This window comes from Streptomyces polygonati (assembly GCF_042650325.1).
GTDB classification, from domain to species: domain Bacteria; phylum Actinomycetota; class Actinomycetes; order Streptomycetales; family Streptomycetaceae; genus Actinacidiphila; species Actinacidiphila polygonati.
The window spans coordinates 336454-359469 of the sequence record NZ_JBHSBB010000019.1; the positions used below are offsets into that span (position 1 = coordinate 336454).

The following is a 23016-nucleotide window of genomic DNA, read 5'->3' on the forward strand; positions in this document are numbered from 1 at the left end:
CGCCGGGCGCGGCGGCCTCACCCCGTGGTCACTCCGGTGGCGCGCGGCACCGTCAACGTGACTTCCAAGCCGCGCGGTTCGCGCCGTCCGTAGGTGACGGCGCCACCGCTCCGGCCGAGCAGGGCGTGCGCGATGGACAGGCCGAGGCCGGAGCCCTGCACATTCTGGTGGCGGGCGCTGCGCCAGAAGCGGTCCCCGATCCGGGCCAGCTCGTCGTCGCTCAGACCGGGGCCGCCGTCGGCGACGGTGATCGCCACCCGCTCGTCGGCGGCGGTCACCCGCACGCGCACCGTCTCGCCGCCGGGGGTGAACTTGAGCGCGTTGTCGAGCACCGCGTCGAGGGCGCTGGACAACGCCACCGTGTCGGCCCAGCCGGTCACCGGCCGGCCCTCAGGCCCGGGCCCGGACTCGGACTCGGACTCGGCGAACTCCAGCGCTATGCCGGCCCGGTCGGCGACCGCCCGCCAGGCCTCCGTCCTGCCCCGGGCCAGTTCGGTGATGTCGGTGGCGACCAGCCGGTTGCCGGCGTTCTCGGCGACGGCGAGACCGAGCAGGTCGTCCAGCACCTGGGCGAGCCGGTGGCCCTCCTCCTTCACCGACTCGGCCTCGGTGTGGCCGTCCGGCAGCGCGAACCCGAGCAACTCGATCCGCAGCAGCAGGGCGGACAGCGGGTTGCGCAACTGGTGCGAGGCATCCGCGACGAAGGCCCGCTGCTGGTCCAGCACCGCCTCCACGTTGTCGGCCATCTCATTGAACGACCGGATCAGCCGGCGCAGTTCGGGCGGTCCGCCGGCCGCTTCGACCCGGGACTTCATCCGGCCGGTGGCGATGTCGTGCGTCACCCGGTCCAAGGTGGCGACCGGCAGCATCACCCAGCCGGTCAGCCGTACGGCGAGCAGCACCGCGATCGCCATCGCCGCGAACTCGCCGGCCGCCAGCAGCAGCCAGCCGTGCAGGATGCGGGAGCGCAGCGCCCCGGTCGGCGAGTCGGTGACCACGACCGCCACCACGTCCCCGTCCCGCACGATCGGCGAGGAGATGGCGAGGGTCCGGGACTGCCAGGGCCACACCTGCCGCGGGTTGTGGGCACGGCGGCCGAGCAGCGCCGCGTAGTACGAGTCGTACAGCTCACCCTCCGGCGGCACCCGCCAGCCCCCGGGAGCGGCGGCCATCGCGGTGCGGTCGCGGTAGAAGACACCGACGCCGATGCCGTAGAGCTGCTGGTAGCGGACGAGTTCGGTGCGCAGGGTGTGCAGCCGCTCGTCGTCGGCCGGGTCGACGGCATCGGTGTCCTCGTCCCGCGCGCTGACGAACTGGGCCAGGGCCGCGAAGCGGGTGGTGTCGTCGATCCGGTCCACCACCACGCGCTGCTGCTGGGCGGCGGCCTGGCTGGCGGCCAGCGGGAAGCCGAGTGCCAGCAGGACGCCGGCCATCAGCACGAGGAGCAGCGTGAGCAGTCGCGAGCGCACGGCGGGCTTCCCCCTCCTGCCGGGCGGTCAGCCGGCCGGGACGACGAGCCGGTAGCCGACGCCGCGGACCGTCTCGATCATCGCCGGGGTACGGAGCTTGGCGCGCAAGGAGGCCACATGGACCTCAAGGGTGCGCCCGGTGCCTTCCCAGACGGTGCGCCACACCTCGCTGATGATCTGCTCACGGCGGAAGACCACGCCGGGCCGCTGGGCGAGCAGTGCCAGCAGGTCGAATTCCTTGCGGGTGAGCGCGATCAGGTCGCCGTCGACGGTGACCCGGCGGGTGGGCAGTTCTATCGCGACCCGGCCGAGCCGCAGCAGGTCCCCGTCGGCGGCCGTGGCCGGTACGCCCCCGGGCCCGGGGGCGGCGGGCGTGGCGGCCGGCGTCTCGGCGCTCGCCGCGGACCCGCCGGCGGCGGGGGCTCGCAGTGGGGGGCGGCGGCTGACGGCATGGATGCGGGCGAGGAGTTCACCGGTGTCGTACGGCTTCACCACATAGTCGTCCGCGCCCAGATTGAGGCCGTGGATACGGGACCGTACGTCGGCCCGGGCGGTGACCATGATCACCGGGGTCGCGGTACGGCGACGGATTCTGCTGCACACCTCGAAACCGTCCTGGTCGGGCAGGCCCAGGTCCAGCAGTACGCAGTCGAAGCCGGGGCCCTCGTCGGGCAGGATCGCCTGGATGGCCTCCTCACCGCTGCGGGCGTGCCGGACATCGAAGCCGTGCTTGCCGAGTACGGCGGAGAGGGCGGCGGCGACCCGGTCGTCGTCTTCCACGAGCAGCAGTCGCATGCGTCACCTCCTCCTCATCGTCGAGTCGTCATCGAGTGTGCGGTGTCGGGCGGGGTGTGGTCTGGTCTGGTGCGGTCTGGTGCGGTGCGCGAGTTCGGCGGGGATTCGGGCGGGGTTCGGCGGCGGTGGGCTCCGGTCCGTCCCGACGGAATCCACGCCGATCGAGCCCGGGTGCGTCAAGGGGGTACCGTCTCACGCGGCGGACCGTTACCGAGCCGGTACGCTTCGCGGGCGCCGTCCGATGCGCGTGAAGTGCGCCGGGTGTGCGCGTGCCGCACCGCGCCGAGCGGCGACCGTCGCTTGACGTGGGCAGGCGCAGTGGGTTGCATACGCTTTGTGACCGCAATTCTTCCGGGGGCTGCTGCGTGGACCCGGTGATCGTCGCGGGGGCGGGCCCAGTGGGCTTGGCTCTCGCTCTCGCGCTGGCCCGCCGCGACGTCCCCGTCATCCTCCTCGACGAAGCGGAGGTGCTGGGCGACGCCGACGGACTGCGGCGCCCGCGCACCGCCGTCCTCACCCCCACCACGGCCGCGCTGGTCGAACGGCTCGGCTACGCGACCCTGCGTCAGGACTCCGCCACCTGGGCGGCCTGGCGTACGCTGCGCCGCCGCACCGAGATGGTGCGCGTCGACTTCGGCCCCGATCCGATGGACGCCCCGGTACATGTCGCCCAGCACCGGCTGGAACGCGGTCTGCGGGAGGCCCTGCTGACCTGCGGTTCGGTACGGATCGTGGTGGGCTGCCGGGTGGACGCGATCGAGCAGGACGCCCGGGGAGTCTCCGTGCACACCCGGGGGGCGCACGAGACCTGGTGGCGGGGAAGCTTCCTGGTCGGCTGCGACGGTTTCCGGTCCACGGTCCGCAAGCTGCTGGGGGCGCGCTTCCCCGGCCGCACCGCGGTCGACCGCTACGCGGTGGCCGTGCTGCGGACCGAACTCCCCGAGCCGGGCGTGGCGTTGCTGCACCGCGATCCGCCGGGCGCCCCCGCCGGACAGGAGATCACCGCCCGGCCGCTGCCGGACGGGCTGTGGCGGCTGGACTGGCTGCTGCCCGCGCACGGCAGGCAGTTGACCTCCGACGCCCTGGTGGAGCGGCTGCGCGCCACGCTCACCGCCTGGTGCGGACAGGTGGTGCCCTACGAACTCATCGGCTCGGCGGAGTATCCGGTGCATCAGCGACTGGCCCGGCGCTGGCGGGTCGGGCGGGCCTTCCTGGCCGGGGACGCGGCCCATCTGATGGGCGCGCTGGGTGCGCAGAGTGTCGAGGAGGGTCTGCGCGACGCGGAGAACCTCTCCTGGAAGCTGTCGCTGGCCTGGCACGACGGGGCCTCCAGACTTCTGCTGGACAGTTATGAGGCGGAGCGGCGGAGCGCGGTCGGTGCCCGGCTGCGGGCCGCCGATCAGGCGCTCCCGCTGCTGCGGGCGAGCGGCCCCTGGCAGAGCGTGCGGCACACCCTGCTGTCCGGTTCGGTGCGCGGGCAGGTGGAGTTGCTGACCGACAGCCATTTGGGGCGCGGCGGCGCCGCGGGCTCCGTGGTGTACAACCGCTCACCGCTGTCCGTGCCGGGGCCGCGCGGCGGTGGCGGCAAGGCCGGGTCCGCGGCGTCGGCCGCCGGGTGCGATACGCCGCTGGGCGGTGTGGTCAGCGATGTACGGGTCACCGCGCTGGACGGCACGGTGGGGCGGCTGCGGGACCGGCTCGGACGGGGTCTGGTCGTGGTTCTGGTCGCCCCCGGTACCGGGGTGTGGGAATCCCGGCACTGGCTGACGGCAGGTCTGATGCCGAGGCTGGCCTCCGCGGTCGCGGCTCTGCCCACCCGCGCCGAACTGCTCGTCGCCGAGACCTATCCGGGCGCCAGCGCCCACAGTGTCCTGCTGATCCGGCCGGACGGACACCTGGTCGCCATCATGATCGGCTGCCGTCCCGCCGAGCTGTACTCGTTCGCCGACCTGGCACGCGGCGGCCCTCCGACGGCGGACTCGGATCCCGCCGAGGGCGGCCTTCCGCCCGACGGGGAGGACTCCCCCGGCGACGACGGCAGCCGGGAACGGGGCCGGCCGGGTCACGGCGGTGGCAGAGCCGGCGGCGGAGCGGCGGCCCGCCGTGTCGGCGGGCCCACTCGCTAGGGCTGTGCAGCGCACCGGACCGGGTGGCAGGTCCGGGCGCTGGGCGGCAGGGTCCGGGCGGTGGCGGGTGTTATTCGGTCTCCCACAGCCATGACTCCTCCTCCCCTTCGTCGGCGGCGCCCTCCACACTGAGCGCGTCCCGGACCACTTTGAGGGCCAGCCCTTCCGAGTAGCCCTTGCGGGCGAGCATTCCGGCGAGGCGGCGGATCCGCTTGTCGCGGTCCAGGCCGCGGGTGGCCGGCAGCCGGCGCCGTACCAGCTCGCGGGCGGTCTGCTCCTCCTGCTCGGAGTTGAGCAGCCCGACCGCCTCGGTCACCAGCTCCGCGTCCACCCCGCGCTGCTGGAGTTCTCTGGCCAGGGCCCGGCGGGCGAGTCCGCGGCCGCGGTGGCGGGATTCCACCCAGGCGTTGGCGAAGGCATGGTCGTCGATGAGGCCCACGTCCTGAAAGCGCTCCAGGACGTGCTCGGCGATCTCGTCGGGGATCTCCCGCTTCCGCAGGGCGTCGGCGAGCTGCCTGCGGGTGCGGGGGGTCCCGGTGAGCAGACGCAGGCACAGGGCCCGCGCCTGCTCCTCGGGATCGAGCGGCGGCTCTTGCGAGGCCCTCGACTCGGAAGAGCCGCCGCGCTTACGGGAACCGAACGCCATGGCGTCAGGCCTTGACGGCGGTGGCCTTGGTCACCTTCTTGGGGGCCGGGACTTCCGCCTTGGCGGGCTCGGCCGGGCCGGCGGCGTCCGGGCCCGGCTGCGCGCCCGGGGCCTCGACCACGGGCTTCGGCACGCCCACGCCCAGCTTCTCCTTGATCCGCTTCTCGATCTCGTCCGCCAGGTCCGGATTGTCCTTGAGGAAATTGCGGACGTTCTCCTTGCCCTGGCCGAGCTGGTCGCCCTCGTAGGTGTACCAGGCACCGGACTTGCGGACGAAGCCCTGCTCGACGCCCATGTCGATCAGACCGCCCTCACGGCTGATGCCGTGGCCGTAGAGGATGTCGAACTCGGCCTGCTTGAAGGGCGGCGCGACCTTGTTCTTGACGACCTTGACACGGGTGCGGTTGCCGACCGCGTCGGTGCCGTCCTTGAGCGTCTCGATCCGGCGGATGTCGAGCCGGACGGAGGCGTAGAACTTCAGCGCGCGACCACCGGTGGTGGTCTCCGGCGAGCCGAACATCACACCGATCTTCTCGCGGAGCTGGTTGATGAAGATGCAGGTGGTCTTCGTCTGGTTGAGCGCGCTGGTGATCTTGCGGAGCGCCTGGCTCATCAGCCGGGCCTGCAGGCCCACATGCGAGTCACCCATCTCGCCCTCGATCTCGGCCCGCGGCACGAGGGCTGCCACGGAGTCGACCACGATCAGGTCGAGGGCGCCGGAGCGGACCAGCATGTCCACGATTTCCAGCGCCTGTTCGCCGGTGTCCGGCTGGGACAGGATGAGATTGTCCGTGTCGACGCCGAGGGCCTTGGCGTAGTCGGGGTCGAGGGCGTGCTCGGCGTCGATGAACGCCACTGTGCCGCCCGCCTTCTGGGCGTTGGCCACCGCGTGCAGGGTGAGGGTGGTCTTGCCGGAGGATTCCGGCCCGTACACCTCCACGATCCGGCCGCGCGGGAGTCCGCCGACGCCGAGGGCCACGTCCAGGGCGGTCGACCCGGTGGGGATGACCTCGATGGGGTCGTTGGGCCGGTCGCCGAGACGCATGACGGCGCCCTTGCCGAACTGCCGTTCAATCTGTGCGAGTGCGGCGTCGAGCGCCTTCTCGCGGTCGTTTCCTGCCATGGGTTCCACCCGGGATGTCTGGTTCGATCGCTTCACGTCCATGACGCTAGCGCCTGCCACTGACAATGCGCCCGGACGTCGGTCCCGAGCTGTGGACAACTCTCGCGGGCCGGGGCGAAATCCCGTGCCGTGGCGGGGAAAAGCTGCCCGGTTTCTCTATGAGAATGGATGTTCGATTTTTATGTCAAGCCGCGTCCCCGGACATCCGCCGGGCCGCCCCTTCCCGTTCGGCTCATTCGGCCCGCTGGTCGATGACCTCGTAACGCCGTACGTAGGCGGAGAAGAACCCCTGCAGCGTCGCGGTGGCGGGGATCGCGATGAGGGCGCCGACCACGCCGAGCAGGGCGGTTCCGGCGATGACCGAGCCGAAGGCGACGGCCGGGTGGATGTCCACGGTCCTGGCGGTGATCCGCGGCTGCAGCAGGTAGTTCTCGAACTGCTGGTAGACCACGACGAAGACCAGTACCCACAGCGCGTCCCACGGGTCCCGGGTGAAGGCGATGAGGATCGGCAGCGCGCCGGCCAGATACGTGCCGACCGTCGGGATGAACTGCGAGACCAGGCCCACCCAGACCCCGAGGGCGGGCGCGAAGGGCACACCGAGCAGTTGGAGCAGGATGTAGTGCGCGACGCCGGAGATCACGGCCATCAGCGCGCGGGAGTAGAGATAGCCGCCGGTCTTGACGACCGCGATGTCCCAGGCGCGCAGCACCTCGGCCTGCCGGGCGGGCGGCAGCATGGAGCAGAGCGAGCGGCGCAGCCTCGGTCCGTCGGCGGCCAGATAGAAGGTGAACAGCAGGATCGTGAAGAGCCGGAAGACCGTGCCGATGACGGTGGTCGAGATGCCCACCACGCTCCCGGCGCCGTTGAGCAGATGGCTGCGCAGCCAGCCGGAGTGCAGCACCCGGTTCCGGAGGTCACCGGTGTCGACCCGGGTGTGGAAGGTCCTGTTCACCCAGAGGACCACCTTGTCCACGTCCCGCGGCAGGTTGTGCCCGATGGTGGTGAGCTGCTCAACCAGCAGGGAGCCGAGCGCCAGCAGGAAGCCGCCGCCGGCGATCAGCACCAGGAGCAGTACCAGTCCGGTGGCAAGACCGCGGCGCATGCCCCGCCGGGCCATCCAGTCCACCGCAGGTTCGACGGCCAGGGCGGCGAAGAACGACACCAGGACGTTGACGAGCAGACCGATCAGCCGGTCGAAGACCCAGTGGGCGAACTGGAAGCAGGCGACGAAGACGAGCGCGAGCAGGAACGCGCGGTTCAGCCAGCGCGGCATCCGGGCGCGTGACCTCTCCGGCTCGTCCTGCGGCTCACCCGCCCCCGAGTCCGGGGTCCCGTCGCTTCCTGCCACAGGGCAAGTCTGTGTCCTGCCTAGTGGTAAGTCCTGATATCAACCCATTTGCAGTACCGCGGGCGAAGGCCCCGCCGACCGCGCGGCCCTTCCGCTCACCGGTGGGAGGCCGGCACCTCCATGGCGGCGCAGACCGCGCGCCAGACGTCCTTGGCCTCCCAGCCGTCGTCCAGCGCCTGGAGGACCGTACGGCCGCCCAGCTCGGACATCACGTGGTCGCGCGCGAAGGTGTCGGCGTAGGTGTCGCCGAAATGCGCGCGCATCCGCTCCCAGAAAATCGTCAACCGCATGGGTTCCATTATCGCGCGCCCGATCGTCTGCCGGAGATCGGGCGCCTGGGCGGTGGTCCGAGGCGGCGCTCCGGGCGGCGGTCCCGAGCGACGCCGGCGTCGGCATGCTCGCGCCAGAAGTTGTCCACAGCCCGCGGAGCCGTGCTCGGCGCGGTGTCGGTGGCGCGAGGCAGGATGGATGCCATGTCCAGTCACAAAAGCCTCGACGCTTTCTCGCCCGCCACCCGCGCGTGGTTCACGGGGGCGTTCCGCGAGCCCACCGCCGCCCAGTCGGGCGCGTGGTCGGCCATCGTGGAGGGCTCCGACGTGCTGGTCGTCGCCCCCACCGGCTCGGGAAAGACGCTGGCGGCGTTCCTGGCCGCGCTGGACCGGCTGGCCGCCACCCCGCCGCCGGCCGAGGCCCGCCGCCGCTGCCGGGTGCTGTATGTCTCACCGCTGAAGGCCCTCGCGGTGGACGTGGAGCGCAATCTGCGCAGTCCGCTGGCGGGCCTGCGCCAGGAATCGGTCCGGCTCGGGCTGCCCGAGCCGGAGGTGCGGGTCGGTATCCGCTCGGGGGACACCCCGCCCGCCGAGCGGCGGGCCCTGGTCACCAGGCCGCCGGACATCCTGATCACCACACCGGAATCCCTCTTCCTGATGCTCACCTCGGCGGCCCGGGAGTCGCTCAGCGGTGTGGAGACGGTGATCCTGGACGAGGTGCACGCCGTAGCGGGCACCAAGCGCGGCGCGCATCTCGCGCTCTCGCTGGAAAGGCTGGATCAGCTGCTGGAGCGCCCGGCCCGCCGGATCGGGCTGTCCGCCACCGTCCGCCCGGTGGACGAGATCGCCCGCTATCTCTCGCCGCAGCGCCGGGCGCGGATCGTGCAGCCAACATCCCAGAAGAAGTTCGACCTGTCGGTGGTCGTGCCGGTGGAGGATCTGGGCGAGCTGGGCGGCTCCCCGGTGTCCGAGCACAGCGGGCCGGCCGCCGGCCCCACCGAGCGCGCCTCGATCTGGCCCCATGTGGAGGAGCGGATCGCCGACCTGGTGCAGGCGCACCGCTCCACGATCGTCTTCGCCAACTCCCGCCGCCTGGCCGAGCGGCTGTGCAACCGGCTCAATGAGATCGCCTATGAGCGCGCCGAGGGCGAGCCGCTGCCCGAGGCGCACTCCCCGGCCCAGATCATGGCCGAGTCCGGTGCGGCCAGGGGCGCCCCGCCGGTGCTGGCCAGGGCCCACCACGGATCGGTGTCCAAGGAGCAGCGGGCCCTGGTGGAGGAGGACCTGAAGGCGGGACGGCTGCCGGCGGTCGTCGCCACGTCCAGCCTGGAGCTGGGCATCGACATGGGGGCGGTCGACCTCGTCGTCCAGGTGGAGTCGCCGCCCTCGGTCGCCTCCGGCCTCCAGCGGGTCGGCCGGGCCGGGCACCAGGTGGGGGCGGTCTCCACCGGGGTGGTCTTCCCGAAATACCGCGGGGACCTGGTGCAGTCCGCGGTGGTGACCGAGCGGATGCGCCAGGGCGCGATCGAGGCGCTGCGCGTGCCGGCCAACCCGCTGGACGTGCTGGCCCAGCAGATCGTGGCCATGACCGCCATGGACAGCTGGGATGTCGACGAGCTGCTCGCGGTGGTGCGCCGGGCGGCGCCGTTCGCCGCGCTGCCGCACTCGGCCTACACGGCGGTGCTCGACATGCTGGCCGGGCGCTACCCGTCGGACGCCTTCGCCGAGCTGCGCCCGCGCCTGGTGTGGGACCGCGTGGCGAACACGCTGACTGCCCGGCCGGGCGCCCAGCGGCTCGCGGTCACCTCGGGCGGCACGATCCCGGACCGGGGCCTGTTCGGGGTGTTCCTCGCCGGGGCCGACCCGAAGAAGGGCGGAGGCCGGGTCGGCGAGCTGGACGAGGAGATGGTCTACGAGTCCCGGGTGGGCGACGTCTTCACCCTGGGCACCACCTCCTGGCGGATCGAGGACATCACCCGGGACCGGGTGCTGGTCACACCGGCGCCCGGGGTGCCGGGGCGGCTGCCCTTCTGGAAGGGCGACCAGCTGGGCCGCCCACTGGAGCTGGGCCGGGCGGTGGGCGCGTGGCTGCGCGAGGTCGGTGCGCTGACCCCGGAAGCGGCCAGGGAGCGCCTGTCGGCGGCGGGCCTGGACACCTGGGCGGCTGACAACGTGCTGGCGTATCTGGCCGAGCAGCGCCAGGCCTGCGGTCATGTGCCGGACGACCGGACGATCGTGGTCGAGCGCTTCCGCGACGAGCTGGGTGACTGGCGGGTCGTCATCCACTCCCCCTTCGGCGCCCAGGTGCACGCCCCGTGGGCGCTGGCACTGGGCGCCCGGCTCCAGGAGCGGTACGGCCTGGACGCACAGGCCATGCACGCCGACGACGGCATCGTGCTGCGGCTGCCGGACGCCGATCTGATGGGCCTGGATCTGCTGGACGCCGATCCGGCACGGTCGGGCAACGAGTTCGATCCGGAGCAGTCGCCGGTGGGGGCCGGGGACGTCGCCTTCGACAAGGGCGAGATCGAGCAACTGGTCACCGACCAGGTGGGCGGCTCCGCGCTGTTCGCCTCCCGTTTCCGGGAATGCGCCTCCCGCGCGCTGCTGCTGCCGCGCCGCAGCCCCGGCAAGCGCACCCCGCTGTGGCAGCAGCGGCAGCGCGCGTCCCAGCTGCTCCAGGTCGCCTCGGAGTACGGCTCCTTCCCGATCGTGCTGGAGGCGGTGCGCGAGTGCCTCCAGGATGTGTTCGACGTCCCCGGCCTGGTGGAGCTGATGGGCGACATCGAGGCCCGCAGGGTGCGGCTGGTGGAGGTCACCACACCCGAGCCGTCACCCTTCGCCCGCTCGCTGCTGTTCGGTTACGTGGCGCAGTTCCTGTACGAGGGGGACTCGCCGCTGGCCGAGCGCCGGGCGGCCGCGCTGTCGCTGGACTCGCGGCTGCTGGCCGAGCTGCTGGGCCAGGCGGAGCTGCGCGAGCTGCTGGACCCCGAGGTGCTGGCTGAGCTGGACCGGGAGTTGCAGTGGCTCACCGAGGACCGCGGGGTCAAGGACGCGGAGGGCGTGGCGGACCTGCTGCGGATGCTCGGCCCCCTCACTTCCGACGAGTTGGCGGCCCGGGGCGCGGACCCCGGCTGGGCCGCGGAGCTGGAGGCGGCACGGCGGGCGATCCGGGTCCGCGTCGCGGGGGCCGAGCACTGGGCGGCGGTCGAGGACGCCGGGCGGCTGCGGGACGCGCTGGGCACCGCGCTTCCGGTCGGCGTGCCGGTGGCCTTCACCGAGCCGGTGAAGGACCCGCTGGGTGACCTGGTGGCGCGCTACGCCCGTACGCACGGGCCGTTCACCACCGCTGACGCGGCCGGGCGTTTCGGGCTCGGAGCAGCGGTCGCGGACGGCGTCCTGCAGCGGTTGACGGCGACGGGCCGGGTGGCGCAGGGCGAGTTCCGGCCCGGTGGGGCCGGGCAGGAGTGGTGCGACACCACGGTGCTGCGCCGACTGCGGCGCCGTTCGCTGGCGGCGCTGCGGCAGGAGCTGGAGCCGGTGCCGCCCGCGACACTCGGGATCTTCCTGCCGCAGTGGCAGCACGTGGGCACGCACAGCCTGCGCGGCATGGACGGGCTGGCGCGGGCGGTGGAGCAGTTGCAGGGCGCGACCGTGCCCGCCTCGGCCCTGGAGAAGCTGGTGCTGCCGTCCCGGGTGATCGGGTACAGCCCGGCGATGCTGGACGAGCTGACCTCGTCCGGGGAGATCGTCTGGGCCGGCGCCGGCGCGCTGCCCGGCAAGGACGGCTGGGTTTCGCTGTATCTGGCGGACAGCGCCCCGCTGCTGCTGCCCGCGCCGCAACCGCTGGAGCTCGGCCCTCTGCACCAAGCGGTGCTGGCCGCGCTGGACGGCGGCTACGGACTGTTCTTCCGGCAGATCACCGATCGGCTGCGAGCGGCAGGCCAGGAGGTGAGCGACCCGCAGCTCGCCGACGCGGTATGGGATCTGGCCTGGTCGGGCCGGCTCACCAACGACACCCTGGCACCGCTGCGCGCACTGCTCGGTTCCGGCCGCACCGCGGGAGCCACCGCCCACCGGGCACCGCGGGCGGTGCCGCGCGGACGCTACAGCTCGCTGGCCGCCCAGGCCCCGCGCGCCACCGCCTCCCGGAGCGGGCCGCCCACCACTGCGGGCCGCTGGTCGCTGGTGCCCGTCGCCGAGCCCGATCCGACCCTGCGGGCGCACGCCCTGACCCACACCCTGCTGGACCGGCACGGCGTGGTCACCCGGGGCGCGGTGGCCGCCGAGGGGGTGGCCGGCGGTTTCTCCGCGGCGTACCGGGTGCTGGCCGCCTTCGAGGAGACCGGGCAGGCACGGCGCGGCTACGTGGTCGAGGGACTGGGAGCCGCGCAGTTCGCGATGGACGGCGCCGTGGACCGGCTGCGGGCGCTGAGTACGGCGCGGGAGCTGGAGAAGGAGCAGCAGGGCCGGTCACGCACGGTGGTGCTGGCGGCCGCTGATCCGGCCAATCCGTACGGAGCCGCGCTGCCCTGGCCGGAGCAGCCCCCCGGCGTCACCCACAAGCCGGGGCGGAAGGCGGGCGCGCTGGTCGTCCTGACCGACGGCGAGCTGGCCCTGTACGTCGAGCGGGGCGGCAAGACGCTGCTGTCCTGGCCGATGGACGAGATACGGGTGCAGGCCGCCGCGGACGCCCTGGTGCTGGCGGTCCGGGAGGGCGCGCTGGGCCGGCTCACCGTGGAGCGGACCAATGGCGAGCCGGCGCTCACCTCTCCGCTGGGCCAGGCGCTGGAGGCGGCCGGTTTCCACGCCACCCCCCGGGGCCTGCGGCTGCGCGACGGCGGCTGACCGCGGGGCCGGGCGCACCGGGCCCGCCGCACGGCGCGCCCCCCCTGACGGCCGCCCTCGCCGACCGCCGCGCACCGCCGGCCGGCCCGCTCCACCGCCCGGTCGGTGAGAATGGACGGATGCCCGAAGGAGACACGGTCTGGCTGACCGCCCACCGACTGAACGCCGCGCTGGCCGGACGACCCCTGCTGCGGGCGGATCTGCGGGTGCCCAAGCTGGCGACGGTGGATCTGGCGGGCCGGCGGGTGCTGGAGGTGGTGCCGCGCGGCAAGCATCTGATGGCCCGGCTGGCGGACGGGATCACCCTGCACTCGCATCTGCAGATGGAGGGCTCCTGGCATCTCTACGGCCCCGGGGAGCGCTGGCGGGGTGGTCCGGCGCATCAGGTGCGGGCGGTGCTGGAGACCGAGGGGCGGATCGCGGTGGGCTACCGGCTGCCGGTGCTGGAGCTGCTGCCGACCGCGGAGGAAGGCGAGGTGGTCGGGCACCTGGGGCCGGATCTCCTCGGTCCTGACTGGGACGCCGCGCGGGCGCTGGACCGGTTGGCCGCCGATCCGGAGCGGCCGGTCGGGGAGGCGCTGCTGGACCAGCGCAATCTGGCCGGGGTCGGCAACGTCTACGTGGCGGAGCTGTGTTTTCTGCGCGGAGTGACACCGTGGACGCCCTTCGGACAGCTCCGGGCGCCGGAGAAGATGGTCGCGCTGGCCCGGCGGCTGCTGGAGGCGAACAAAGGCCGCGTAGGACACGTCACCACCGGGGACACCCGGCGCGGCCGTACGAACTGGGTCTACGGGCGGGAGCACCAGCCCTGCCTGCGCTGCGGCACCCCGGTCAGATCCGGGCAGCACGGTCGGGAGGACCGGAGCCGGGTGGCGTACTGGTGTCCGCGGTGCCAGCTCGGTCCGGTGCCCGGCGAGGACTGACCGACCGGGCGGCGGCCGGTACGGCGTGCAGGGGTATCAGGCCGAGACTCCAGCCCGCCATCGCCGCCATGCCTTCCAACGGACCCGCGCTCTCGGGCCGGACGGCAAGCCGTAGCACCGCCCACCACCACAGGGACCCGGCGACCACCGCGAGCACCCGCCGGGCCGCCTTCCCCGGCCGGCGCCCCCGCCTTTCACCCCCGGCCGCCCCGCCGCTCCCGTCACGCCCCTCACTCCCGGCAGCCCCAGCCGACTCCCGCACCCGAAGTCCCCGCATCGCCGCCTCCAACTCGGCCGCCCGGGCCCCCGCACGGGGCCCGGGCGGCCATCCCGGCCCCGAGGTCAGGTCCTGCCGCGTCGTCTCGCCGACTCACTCAGCCGTATCACCGGCTCGTACCGCATCCGGCTCAGTGGTTCTCCGCCTGGAACATCCAGTGCTGCTTCTCGAGTTCGGCGGTGATGCCGATGAGGAGATCCTGTGTGACCGGGTCGGGCTTGTCGGTCGCCTCGATGCGTTCCCGCATCCGGGTGATGACGGAAGCCAGCGCGGCCACCATGACCTCCACGGCGTCGACGTCCTTGATCCAGCCGTCGGTCACCGTCTCGACCCCGCTGGACGCGGAGACCGTCCCGGCCCGGCCGTCCGGGGAGATGCCGAGGGCCGAGGCACGCTCCGCGACGTTGTCGGAGGCCGCGCGGGCGGCGGTGACCACCTCGTCCAGCTGGAGGTGGATCGAGCGGAAACGCGGCCCGATGATGTTCCAGTGCACCTGCTTGCCCACCAGTGACAGGTCCAGCAGATCAACCAGGGCGCCCTGCAGGGCGTCGCCGACGGTCTTGACGGCCTGCTGGGGCAGCGGGCTCTTTACGACAGTCATGAGCTGTTCTCCTCGCGATTCGACGCGTTCAGGTCCGGTTCATCCCCTGCTGACCGCCTTCGTCTACCCTGCCTTGACGGTCTACACATGGCAAAAGCGCGGCGGCCCGCCCCGGGATGATCCGGGACGGGCCGCCGCGCGAAGCGAGCAGGGAGAAACAGCGGCCAGGAGGGCCGGCCTAGGCGGCGACGACGTCGACGGCCTCGGCGGACTTCTTGGGGGCCTTGATGGTGATCCGCTCGTCCGGGGCACCGGCCACGGAGGTGACGGAAGTGACGGACGTGACGGAGCCGAGCAGCGGCCGCATGGGCGCCGCGGTGGTCTCGGCGGCGGAGGACTGCGAGAGCTCGGCGAGCGACAGATCGTCGCTGACCTCGCGCATGACCTCGGACATCGGCACGTCCAGCGCCTCGCAGATCGCGGAGAGCAGCTCGGAGGACGCCTCCTTCTGCCCGCGCTCGACCTCGGAGAGGTAACCGAGCGATACCCGGGCGGATGAGGAGACCTCACGCAGAGTGCGGCCCTGGCGCTGGCGCTGCCGACGCAGCACGTCACCAAGCAGGCGACGGAGCAAGATCATCGGTGGCTCCCTCCTCGGACCGCGTAACCGCATCTTCCTCGCCCCACCGTACCGCCTCCGGCACTGACCGTGCGGGGAGCCAAGTCGTGTTCACTCAGGGCTGCAAACATCCCTACCCCCCTGGTTCTTCCCCATCCTTCGCCCATGGACTCGCGCCAGGAGCGTTATCCGGGAGTCTGGCCGAATCCCGGACCCGCTACCGTACTCTCCCTCAAACGAGCCGCGAGCAGTTCCAGGATCGCCGTGACGGAAGCGGTGCGGATCGCGGTACGGTCGCCGGTGAGCTTCAGCTCGCGGGCCTCGGCCGCCGCGCTGCCCGGGCCGGCCACGGCGACGAAGACCGTGCCGACCGGCTGACCGTCCTGCGGATCGGGTCCGGCGACCCCGGTGGTGGAGACGCCCCAGTCCGCGCCGAGCCGGTCCCGTACTCCCGCGGCCATCTGCCGGGCCACTTCGGGGTCCACCGCGCCACGTGCCGCCAGCAGGGCGGCGTCCACACCGAGCAGCTCGTGCTTCAGGGCGGTCGCATACGCCGTCACCGAGCCGCGGAAGGTCCGGGAGGCGCCGGGCACCCCGGCGAGCTGCGCGGCCACCAGACCGCCGGTCAGGGATTCCGCGACGGCCAGTGTCCCGCCGCGCTCGTCCAGCAGCCGCAGCACGTCGACGGCAGCGGCGGCGGCGCTGCCGCCCGCGGGGGAATCCGCGGCGGCCGCCGGGGGCACCCCGCTCCCGGCCACCGGCTCAAGCTCGCGCTCCGGCTCGCGCACCGGCTCGGCCGCCGTCATGCCCGCCGCGCCCGTTCCGCCGCCAGGCCCGCCCGCCGCAGCACGACCGCCTGTCGTACGTAGTCCAGACCGGTCACCACCGTGAGGATCACCGCGACCGCCATCAGCCAGGCCCGGATGGTGGCCAGCGGGCCGGTCAGCGCCAGGATGTACATACCGACCGCCACTCCCTGCGCCAGCGTCTTGAGCTTGCCGCCCCGGCTGGCCGGGATGACGCCGTGCCGGATCACCCAGAAGCGCATCAGCGTGATGCCCAGCTCCCGCACCAGGATCACCACCGTCACCCACCAGGGCAGATCGCCCAGGGCGGACAGCCCGGCCAGCGCCGCGCCCATGATCGCCTTGTCCGCGATCGGGTCGGCGATCTTGCCGAAGTCGGTGACCAGGCCGTAGCGCCGGGCCAGCTCGCCGTCGAACAGGTCGGTGATCATGGCGACGCCGAAGGCCGCCCAGGCGAAGGACCGCCAGGCCGGGTCATGGCCGTCGTCGTGCACCAGCAGCAGGACGAAGCCGGGGACCAGCGCCAGTCTGATCATCGTCAGCAGGTTCGCGACGTTCATCAGCCTGGCCTTGGGCGCCGGCTCATCCCCGAGATGGTCGGTGCCGGCGGCGGGGCCCGGCGGTGGTACGGACGGGGCCACGGAAGCCCTCCCGGTCAGGGGCGAGGGTACGGTGCCGCCCAGCGGGACGGTCCCGGCCACGGATGACGCGGCCGTGAGCCCTGGTGCGGATGCGGGTGACGGCGTGGACGGGCGTGGGGAGGGCGGGGAGGCCGACGCGGGCGTGGAGGCTCCGGTCATCTGCCCACCCCGTCCCCGCGGCCGGTGCCCCGGGCGCCCGTGGCGTCCCGCGCTCCCGAGGTGCCCCGCGGGCCGGCCGGCTCCTGCACGCCGAGCGGCTCGGCGATCAGGTCGACGCCCTCGGTACCGGTCACCTTCGCGGTGACGAACGTTCCGGGCGCCGGTTCCCACCAGCTGCCGACCGGCGTCAGCACCACCTGGCCGTCGGTCTCCGGCGCCTGGTGGTCGGCCCGGCCGATGACCTCGCCGGTCTCCTCGTCCACCGATTCCACCAGCACCTTCACCGTGGCTCCGAGCCGCTCCTCGGCGCGCTGCGCGGTCAGTTCCTCGGCGAGCCGTGAGATCCGGGCCAGCCGGGCCGCCACCACGTCCTCGTCGAGCTTGTGGTCGTAGCCGGCCGCCTCGGTGCCGTCCTCGTCGGAGTAGCCGAACACCCCGATGGCGTCCAACCGGGCGGAGCCGAGGAAGCGTTCGAGTTCGGCCAGGTCGCCCTCGGTCTCGCCGGGGAAGCCGACGATGAAGTTGGACCGGACGCCGGCCTCGGGTGCCTTGGCGCGGATGGTGTCCAGCAGCTCCAGGAAGCGGTCGGTGTCGCCGAACCGGCGCATGGCGCGCAGCACGGCGGGCGCCGAGTGCTGGAAGGACAGGTCGAAGTACGGGACGACACCCGGGGTGGCGGTCAGCACGTCGATCAGGCCGGGGCGCATCTCGGCGGGCTGGAGGTAGCTGACCCGGATCCGTTCGATGCCGTCCACCGCCGCGAGTTCGGGCAGCAGCGTCTCCAGCAGCCGGATGTCGCCGAGGTCCTTGCCGTAGGAGGTGTTGTTCTCGCTGACCAGCATCACCTCCTTGACGCCCTGCTCGGCGAGCCAGCGGGTCTCGCCGATGACGTCGGAGGGCCTGCGGGAGATGAAGGAGCCGCGGAAGGAGGGGATCGCGCAGAAGCTGCAGCGGCGGTCGCAGCCGGAGGCGAGTTTCACGGACGCGACCGGTCCGGAGTCCAGCCGGCGTCGCAGCGGGGCACGCGGGCCCGAGGCGGGGGCGATGCCGTCCGGAAGATCGGTGAGGTCGGCCTCGGCCCCGCCCGGCGCCGGGGGGCCGGCGACGGCGGAAGCGTCCGCCCCGGACCCGGCGGCCACCGAGCCGTCCGCCGTCCCCTGACCGTGCCCGGGCAGCGCCACCGGCGTGCCCTGCCGCTCCGCCGGGCTGATCGGCAGCAGCTTGCGCCGGTCGCGGGGAGTGTGCGAGGCGTGGACGCCGCCGGCCAGGATGGTCCGCAGCCGGTCGGAGATGTCCGCGTAGTCGTCGAAGCCGAGCACCGCGTCGGCTTCGGGGAGGGATTCGGCGAGTTCCTTGCCGTAGCGCTCGGCCATGCAGCCCACCGCCACCACGGCCTGGGTACGCCCGTGGCCCTTGAGGTCGTTGGCCTCCAGCAGGGCGTCCACCGAGTCCTTCTTGGCCGCGTCGACGAAGCCGCAGGTGTTCACCACCGCCACATCGGCGTCGGCCGCGTCGTCCACCAGTCGCCAGCCGTCCGCCGCCAGTCGGCCGGCGAGTTCCTCGGAGTCCACCTCATTGCGGGCGCAGCCGAGCGTGACGAGAGCGACGGTACGGGGTTCGGGCATGAGCCCAGACTACCCGCAGGGGGTACGGCCACCCGTACGCGGCGGTTGGCGGACCGCCGCGTGCGCGTCAGCCTTGAGTGGGGTCACCCGGGGTGTAGGTGAGGTGGGCGACCTGGCCCTTGGAGCCGGCCCTGCCGATGTCCTTGCCGTTGACGAACAGCTGGACGGCGCCCGCGTTTCCGACCGTGAGCTTGATCTTCTTGTCGTCGGTCCAGGTCATGGACTCGCCCTTCTTGAGCGAGCTCTGGTACAGCTGCTTGCCGTTGCTGTCGGTGGCCAGGATCCAGCTGGAGCTGCCCTCCACGGTGGCCTTGACCGTGACCTTGCCGGGCGGCGCCGCGGCGATCGCGCTGCCGGTCGGCTGCGGGGGCTTGGGCGCGCCGTTGCCCTGCGGGGTGCGGGTGTGCGAGGCGGTGCTGCTCGGGGCGGTGGTGGTCGAGTCGGCGGTGGTCTTCCCGCCGCCGCCACCGCTGTAGAGCGCGGTGAATCCGACGAAGCCCACGACGGCGACGATCGCGGCGACCATGGCGGCCGTCCAGTTCGGCCGGCGTGGTTCCGAGCGGATCCGCTCGGCTTCGTACAGGGGCGCCACGGGCGCGGGGGCGGTCTCGGTGCCGTGCTCGGCCACGTACTGGTCGACCAGCGGCTCGGGATCGAGGCCGACGGCGCGGGCGATGCTGCGGATGTGCCCGCGGGCGTAGACGTCGCCGCCGCAGCGGGAGAAGTCGTCCTGCTCGATCCCCTGGACGATCGGGACGCGGATCCGCGTGGTGGTGCTGACCTCGTCGATGGAGAGTCCCGCGGCGACGCGGGCCTGGGCAAGGGCGCGACCGACCGAAGGTTGGTCGTCGGGAGGCGAGTTGCCGATGGACACGAGGGCGCCTTTCGAGCGTGCAGCCACCTGCTGGAAGTTCAGTCTAGGGGGGGTGCGAAACGTGGGGGCAACCGGAGGAGCTGTTTTGTCCGCCACCCGGGCTGCCCGACGGGGGGTGCAGCTGTAACAACTTGACGCGCGGGCAGGAGAAACGGTTGCCCGGGAGCGTGCCCCGGCTGCCGGGGATCACACGCGCCGCGCACGGCGCATCCGCCCGCCGCCCGCGGCGGCCCAGGATCCCTCGGCCGCCGCCCTACGAAGCGTCCCCGCCGCGGATCACCGCGAGCACACCGTCGAGTTCGTCGGCCTTGACCATGACGTCGCGGGCCTTGGACCCCTCGCTGGGGCCGACGATGCCGCGCGACTCCATCAGGTCCATCAGCCGGCCCGCCTTGGCGAAGCCGACCCGCAGCTTGCGCTGGAGCATCGAGGTGGAACCGAACTGGGTGGAGACGACCAGTTCGGCGGCCTGGCAGAGCAGATCCAGATCGTCGCCGATCTCCTCGTCGATCTCCTTCTTGGGCCCGCTGCCGACCGTGACGTCGCTGCGGTAGGCGGGGGTGAGCTGCGCCTTGCAGTGCTCGACGATCTTGGCGACCTCGTCCTCGGTGACGAAGGCGCCCTGCATCCGGATCGGCTTGTTCGCGCCCATCGGCAGGAACAGTCCGTCACCCTTTCCGATGAGTTTCTCGGCGCCGGGCTGGTCGAGGATGACCCGGCTGTCGGCGAGCGAGGAGGTGGCGAAGGCGAGCCGGGACGGCACATTGGCCTTGATCAGACCGGTGACGACATCGACGCTGGGCCGCTGGGTGGCGAGCACCAGGTGGATTCCGGCGGCGCGGGCGAGCTGGGTGATGCGGACGATGGAATCCTCCACATCGCGCGGGGCGACCATCATCAGATCGGCCAACTCGTCCACGATCACCAGCAGATACGGATACGGGGTCAGCTCGCGCTCGCTGCCCTCGGGTGTCCTGGCCTTGCCGGAGCGCACCGCGGCGTTGAAGTCGTCGATGTGCCGGAAGCCGTAGGCGGCGAGGTCGTCGTAGCGCAGGTCCATCTCGCGCACCACCCACTGGAGCGCCTCGGCGGCCCGCTTGGGGTTGGTGATGATCGGGGTGATCAGGTGCGGGATGCCCTCGTACACGGTGAGTTCGACGCGCTTGGGGTCGACCAGCACCATCCGCACCTCGTCGGGGGTGGCGCGGGCCATCACCGAGGTGATCAGGCAGTTGATGCAGGAGGACTTGCCGGAACCGGTGGCGCCGGCCACCAGGACGTGCGGCATCTTGGCGAGATTGGCCATCACATAGCCGCCCTCGACGTCCTTGCCGAGCGCGACCGTCATCGGGTGCACCTCGCCGGCGGCTTCGGCGGAGCGCAGCACGTCGCCCAGATTGACCATCTCGCGGTCGCTGTTGGGGATTTCGATGCCGACCGCGGACTTGCCGGGGATCGGACTGATGATCCTTACGTCGGGGCTGGCCACCGAGTAGGCGATGTTCTTGGCGAGCGCGGTGATCCGCTCGACCTTGACGGCGGCGCCCAGTTCGACCTCGTAGCGGGTGACCGTCGGGCCGCGGGTGAAGCCGGTGACGGTCGCGTCGACCCGGAACTCCTTGAAGACCTGGGAGAGCTGGGCCACCACCAGGTCGTTGGCGGCGCTGCGGGTGCGGCCGGGGCCGCCGCGCTCCAGCAGGTCCAGGGAGGGCAGCGCGTAGGTGATGTCGCCGGAGAGCTGGAGCTGCTCGGCGCGCGGCGGCAGCGGCACGCCGGCGTCCGGGTCGGGGGTGTGCTTGGTCAGATCGGGGACCGGGGCGCCGGCGGGCAGCCCGGCGGCCTCCGCGCCCCTGGACGCGACGGCGTCCTCACCGTCCTCGGCCCGGGCGGCCGGCAGATGCTTCCTGACCCGGCTGGTCAGGTCGGCGACCAGCGGTGAGGGCTGCACGCCGTTCAGCACCGCTCCGTCCAGGGCGGCGGCGGCCTCGGCGGCCACGTCCACCGCGTCGGGGCCGTCCCCGGGCTCCGCGCGGCGCCTGGGCCTGCGGCGCGGCCTGGGCTCCTCGGCGCCGTCCAGGGGGCCTTCGCGGTCCACGTCGTACGGGTCCGCGTCCGCCGCCGCGCGCTTGGTGAAGCGCAGCGGCAGCCGGCGCACCGGCGACTCGTCCTCGGGGCCGGCGGGCTCCTCGTCGTCCTCGAAGAAGTCCTCCAGCGGTACGGCTTCGGGGTCCGGCGGCGCCGCGTACAGGCCGAGCTTGCCGCCCGCCCAGCGCAGCCGCTGCGGAATGGCGTTGACCGGGGTGGCGGTGACGACCAGCAGCCCGAAGACGGTGAAGAGCAGCAGCAGGGGAACGGCCAGGGGCGCGCCGACGGTGTAGAGGAACGGGGAAGCGGTGGCCCAGCCGATCAGGCCGCCGGCGTCCCGCATGGCCTGGGCGCCCTCGGCACGGGTCGGGGAGCCGCAGGCGATGTGGATCAGCCCGAGCAGGCCGATGACCAGCGCGGACAGTCCGATCACGATCCGGCCGTTGGCCTCGGACTGCTCGGGGTGGCGCATCAGCCGGACGGCGATCGCGCCGAGCAGGAAGGGCACCAGCAGGTCGAGACGGCCGAAGGCGCCGGTGATCAGCATCGTCACCAGATCGCCGACCGGGCCCCGCAGATTGGACCAGGTGCCGGCGGCGACCACCAGGGTGAGGCCGACCAGCAGCAGCGCCAGGCCGTCCTTGCGGTGCGCGGGGTCCAGGCCGCGGGCACCGCGCCCTATGCCGCGGAAGATCGCGCCGACGCCATGGGCCAGGCCGAGCCATATGGCCCGCACCATGCGGTAGAGCGGATTGGACGGCGAAGGGGCGGGCCTGGGCGCGGGTTTGACCGCCGCGGCCGCCTTCTTGACGGGGGCCTTGGCGGAAGCGCTCTTCGCCGCGGGTCTCTTGGCCGCGGTCTTCTTCGCCGCAGGCTTCGCCGGGGCTTTCTTGGCGGTGCCGGACGTACGGGAGGCCATGGTGCCGAGGTTACCGTTCTTTGCCCGGGTGACACGCCTGCCTGTGGATACGCCCGTTCGTGTCGGACCGCGCCGATCAGATGATTGACCGGACGGACCGGGCCAAGCTGACGGACCTGCGGACTGACCCTCCGTCACCCGCCGTGCGGTGACGCCCTGCTGGCCCGTCAGTCCGCCGCGGTCCGCCCGCCGGCCCCGCTCAGTCCCCGCCGTGCTGTTTGATGATGCCGCCTCCGGTGCCGGGCTCCAGCGCGTCCAGCGCCCGCCGCAGACCGGTGAGTTTGCGTTCCAGGTGGGCGGCGGTGGCCACGGCCGCGCCGTCACCCGACTCGTTGAGCTGCTTGCCCAGCGCCTCGGCCTGCTCCTCCACCGCGGCCAGCCGCGCGGACAGCTCGGCGATGATCCCCACCGACTCCTTGCCGCCGCCGTTGGAGCCCGCGCCGTCCGGCAGGCCCTGCTCCAACTGGAGCCGCAGCAGCGCCGCCTGCTCCCGCAGCTGGCAGTTCTTCATGTAGAGGTCCACGAAGACCGACACCTTGGCCCGCAGCACCCACGGGTCGAACGGCTTGGAGATGTAGTCGACCGCCCCTGCCGCGTAGCCGCGGAAGGTGTGGTGCGGCCCGTGGTTGATCGCGGTCAGGAAGATGATCGGGATGTCCCGGGTCCGCTCCCGCCGTTTGATGTGCGCCGCGGTCTCGAATCCGTCCATGCCCGGCATCTGGACATCGAGCAGGATCACCGCGAAGTCGTCGGTCAACAGCGCTTTGAGTGCTTCCTCCCCGGACGATGCCCGCACCAGTGTCTGATCGAGCGCCGAGAGGATCGCCTCCAGCGCCAGCAGATTCTCCGGCCGGTCATCGACCAGGAGGATCTTGGCCTTCTGCACCATGGCCCGCCCTCCTCGCCCCGGCCCTGTGCCG

At 72.7% G+C, this 23016-nt stretch carries 17 protein-coding genes; 3 read left to right on the top strand and 14 right to left on the bottom strand.

What is annotated here, in order from left to right; translation table 11 throughout:
* Positions 1–17 precede the first annotated feature (17 nt).
* Entirely contained in the window at positions 18–1469 is a 1452-nt protein-coding gene (locus ACFO3J_RS27040; RefSeq protein WP_386434443.1) for a sensor histidine kinase, read from the bottom strand.
* Positions 1470–1496: 27 nt separating this feature from the next.
* Positions 1497–2264: a response regulator transcription factor gene (locus ACFO3J_RS27045; protein ID WP_386434446.1), complete on the bottom strand. Its 768-nt coding sequence runs from the start codon at positions 2262–2264 to the stop codon at positions 1497–1499.
* Between the two features lie 365 nt (positions 2265–2629).
* Here ACFO3J_RS27045 and ACFO3J_RS27050 point away from each other — a divergent pair, with 365 nt between their 5' ends.
* Positions 2630–4390, top strand: coding sequence for an FAD-dependent monooxygenase (locus ACFO3J_RS27050; protein ID WP_386434449.1), 1761 nt, complete (start codon positions 2630–2632; stop codon positions 4388–4390).
* A gap of 70 nt (positions 4391–4460) precedes the next feature.
* On the opposite strand, the gene recX is transcribed toward ACFO3J_RS27050, so the two are convergent.
* The 4 genes from recX to ACFO3J_RS27070 all read right to left on the bottom strand — a co-directional run bounded on the left by recX (position 4461) and on the right by ACFO3J_RS27070 (position 7800).
* Positions 4461–5036, bottom strand: a complete 576-nt coding sequence (gene recX, locus ACFO3J_RS27055) for a recombination regulator RecX (RefSeq protein ID WP_386434452.1) — start codon at positions 5034–5036, stop codon at positions 4461–4463.
* 4 nt (positions 5037–5040) lie between these two features.
* Positions 5041–6159 (bottom strand): recombinase RecA, encoded by a 1119-nt coding sequence (gene recA, locus ACFO3J_RS27060; RefSeq protein WP_386434455.1) that lies wholly within the window; start codon positions 6157–6159, stop codon positions 5041–5043.
* Positions 6160–6391: 232 nt separating this feature from the next.
* Positions 6392–7435 carry an AI-2E family transporter gene (locus tag ACFO3J_RS27065; RefSeq protein ID WP_386434529.1) on the bottom strand — a complete coding sequence of 348 codons (1044 nt, stop codon included), beginning with the start codon at positions 7433–7435 and terminating at the stop codon, positions 6392–6394.
* Between the two features lie 170 nt (positions 7436–7605).
* Entirely contained in the window at positions 7606–7800 is a 195-nt protein-coding gene (locus ACFO3J_RS27070) for a DUF3046 domain-containing protein (protein WP_386434458.1), read from the bottom strand.
* Between the two features lie 183 nt (positions 7801–7983).
* Here ACFO3J_RS27070 and ACFO3J_RS27075 point away from each other — a divergent pair, with 183 nt between their 5' ends.
* Together ACFO3J_RS27075 and ACFO3J_RS27080 are read left to right on the top strand one after the other, a co-directional pair.
* Positions 7984–12627 carry an ATP-dependent helicase gene (locus ACFO3J_RS27075; protein ID WP_386434461.1) on the top strand — a complete coding sequence of 1548 codons (4644 nt, stop codon included), beginning with the start codon at positions 7984–7986 and terminating at the stop codon, positions 12625–12627.
* 119 nt (positions 12628–12746) lie between these two features.
* The gene (locus ACFO3J_RS27080) at positions 12747–13550 is read left to right on the top strand and encodes a DNA-formamidopyrimidine glycosylase family protein (protein WP_386434463.1); all 804 of its coding nucleotides are present in this window, start codon (positions 12747–12749) and stop codon (positions 13548–13550) included.
* A gap of 407 nt (positions 13551–13957) precedes the next feature.
* Here the strand turns inward: ACFO3J_RS27080 and ACFO3J_RS27085 are convergent, their stop codons facing one another.
* From ACFO3J_RS27085 to ACFO3J_RS27120, 8 genes are all read right to left on the bottom strand, one after another.
* A complete protein-coding gene (locus ACFO3J_RS27085; RefSeq protein WP_386434466.1) occupies positions 13958–14428 on the bottom strand; it encodes a Dps family protein in 471 nt (156 codons plus the stop codon).
* 178 nt (positions 14429–14606) lie between these two features.
* Positions 14607–15008: a helix-turn-helix domain-containing protein gene (locus tag ACFO3J_RS27090; protein ID WP_386434468.1), complete on the bottom strand. Its 402-nt coding sequence runs from the start codon at positions 15006–15008 to the stop codon at positions 14607–14609.
* Positions 15009–15172: 164 nt separating this feature from the next.
* The gene (locus ACFO3J_RS27095; RefSeq protein ID WP_386434471.1) at positions 15173–15793 is read right to left on the bottom strand and encodes a CinA family protein; all 621 of its coding nucleotides are present in this window, start codon (positions 15791–15793) and stop codon (positions 15173–15175) included.
* Positions 15790–16434, bottom strand: a complete 645-nt coding sequence (pgsA, locus tag ACFO3J_RS27100) for a CDP-diacylglycerol--glycerol-3-phosphate 3-phosphatidyltransferase (RefSeq protein WP_386434474.1) — start codon at positions 16432–16434, stop codon at positions 15790–15792. Before pgsA ends, ACFO3J_RS27095 begins: the two co-directional genes overlap by 4 nt.
* Before the next feature lie 155 nt (positions 16435–16589).
* On the bottom strand, positions 16590–18218 hold the full coding sequence (gene rimO, locus ACFO3J_RS27105; RefSeq protein WP_386434477.1) for a 30S ribosomal protein S12 methylthiotransferase RimO: 1629 nt from the start codon (positions 18216–18218) through the stop codon (positions 16590–16592).
* A 67-nt stretch (positions 18219–18285) separates the two neighbouring features.
* Positions 18286–19092 (bottom strand): helix-turn-helix domain-containing protein, encoded by an 807-nt coding sequence (locus ACFO3J_RS27110; RefSeq protein ID WP_386434480.1) that lies wholly within the window; start codon positions 19090–19092, stop codon positions 18286–18288.
* Positions 19093–19345: 253 nt separating this feature from the next.
* Positions 19346–22096 carry a DNA translocase FtsK gene (locus ACFO3J_RS27115; protein ID WP_386434483.1) on the bottom strand — a complete coding sequence of 917 codons (2751 nt, stop codon included), beginning with the start codon at positions 22094–22096 and terminating at the stop codon, positions 19346–19348.
* Between the two features lie 199 nt (positions 22097–22295).
* Positions 22296–22985 carry a response regulator gene (locus ACFO3J_RS27120; protein WP_386434486.1) on the bottom strand — a complete coding sequence of 230 codons (690 nt, stop codon included), beginning with the start codon at positions 22983–22985 and terminating at the stop codon, positions 22296–22298.
* Positions 22986–23016 lie beyond the last annotated feature (31 nt).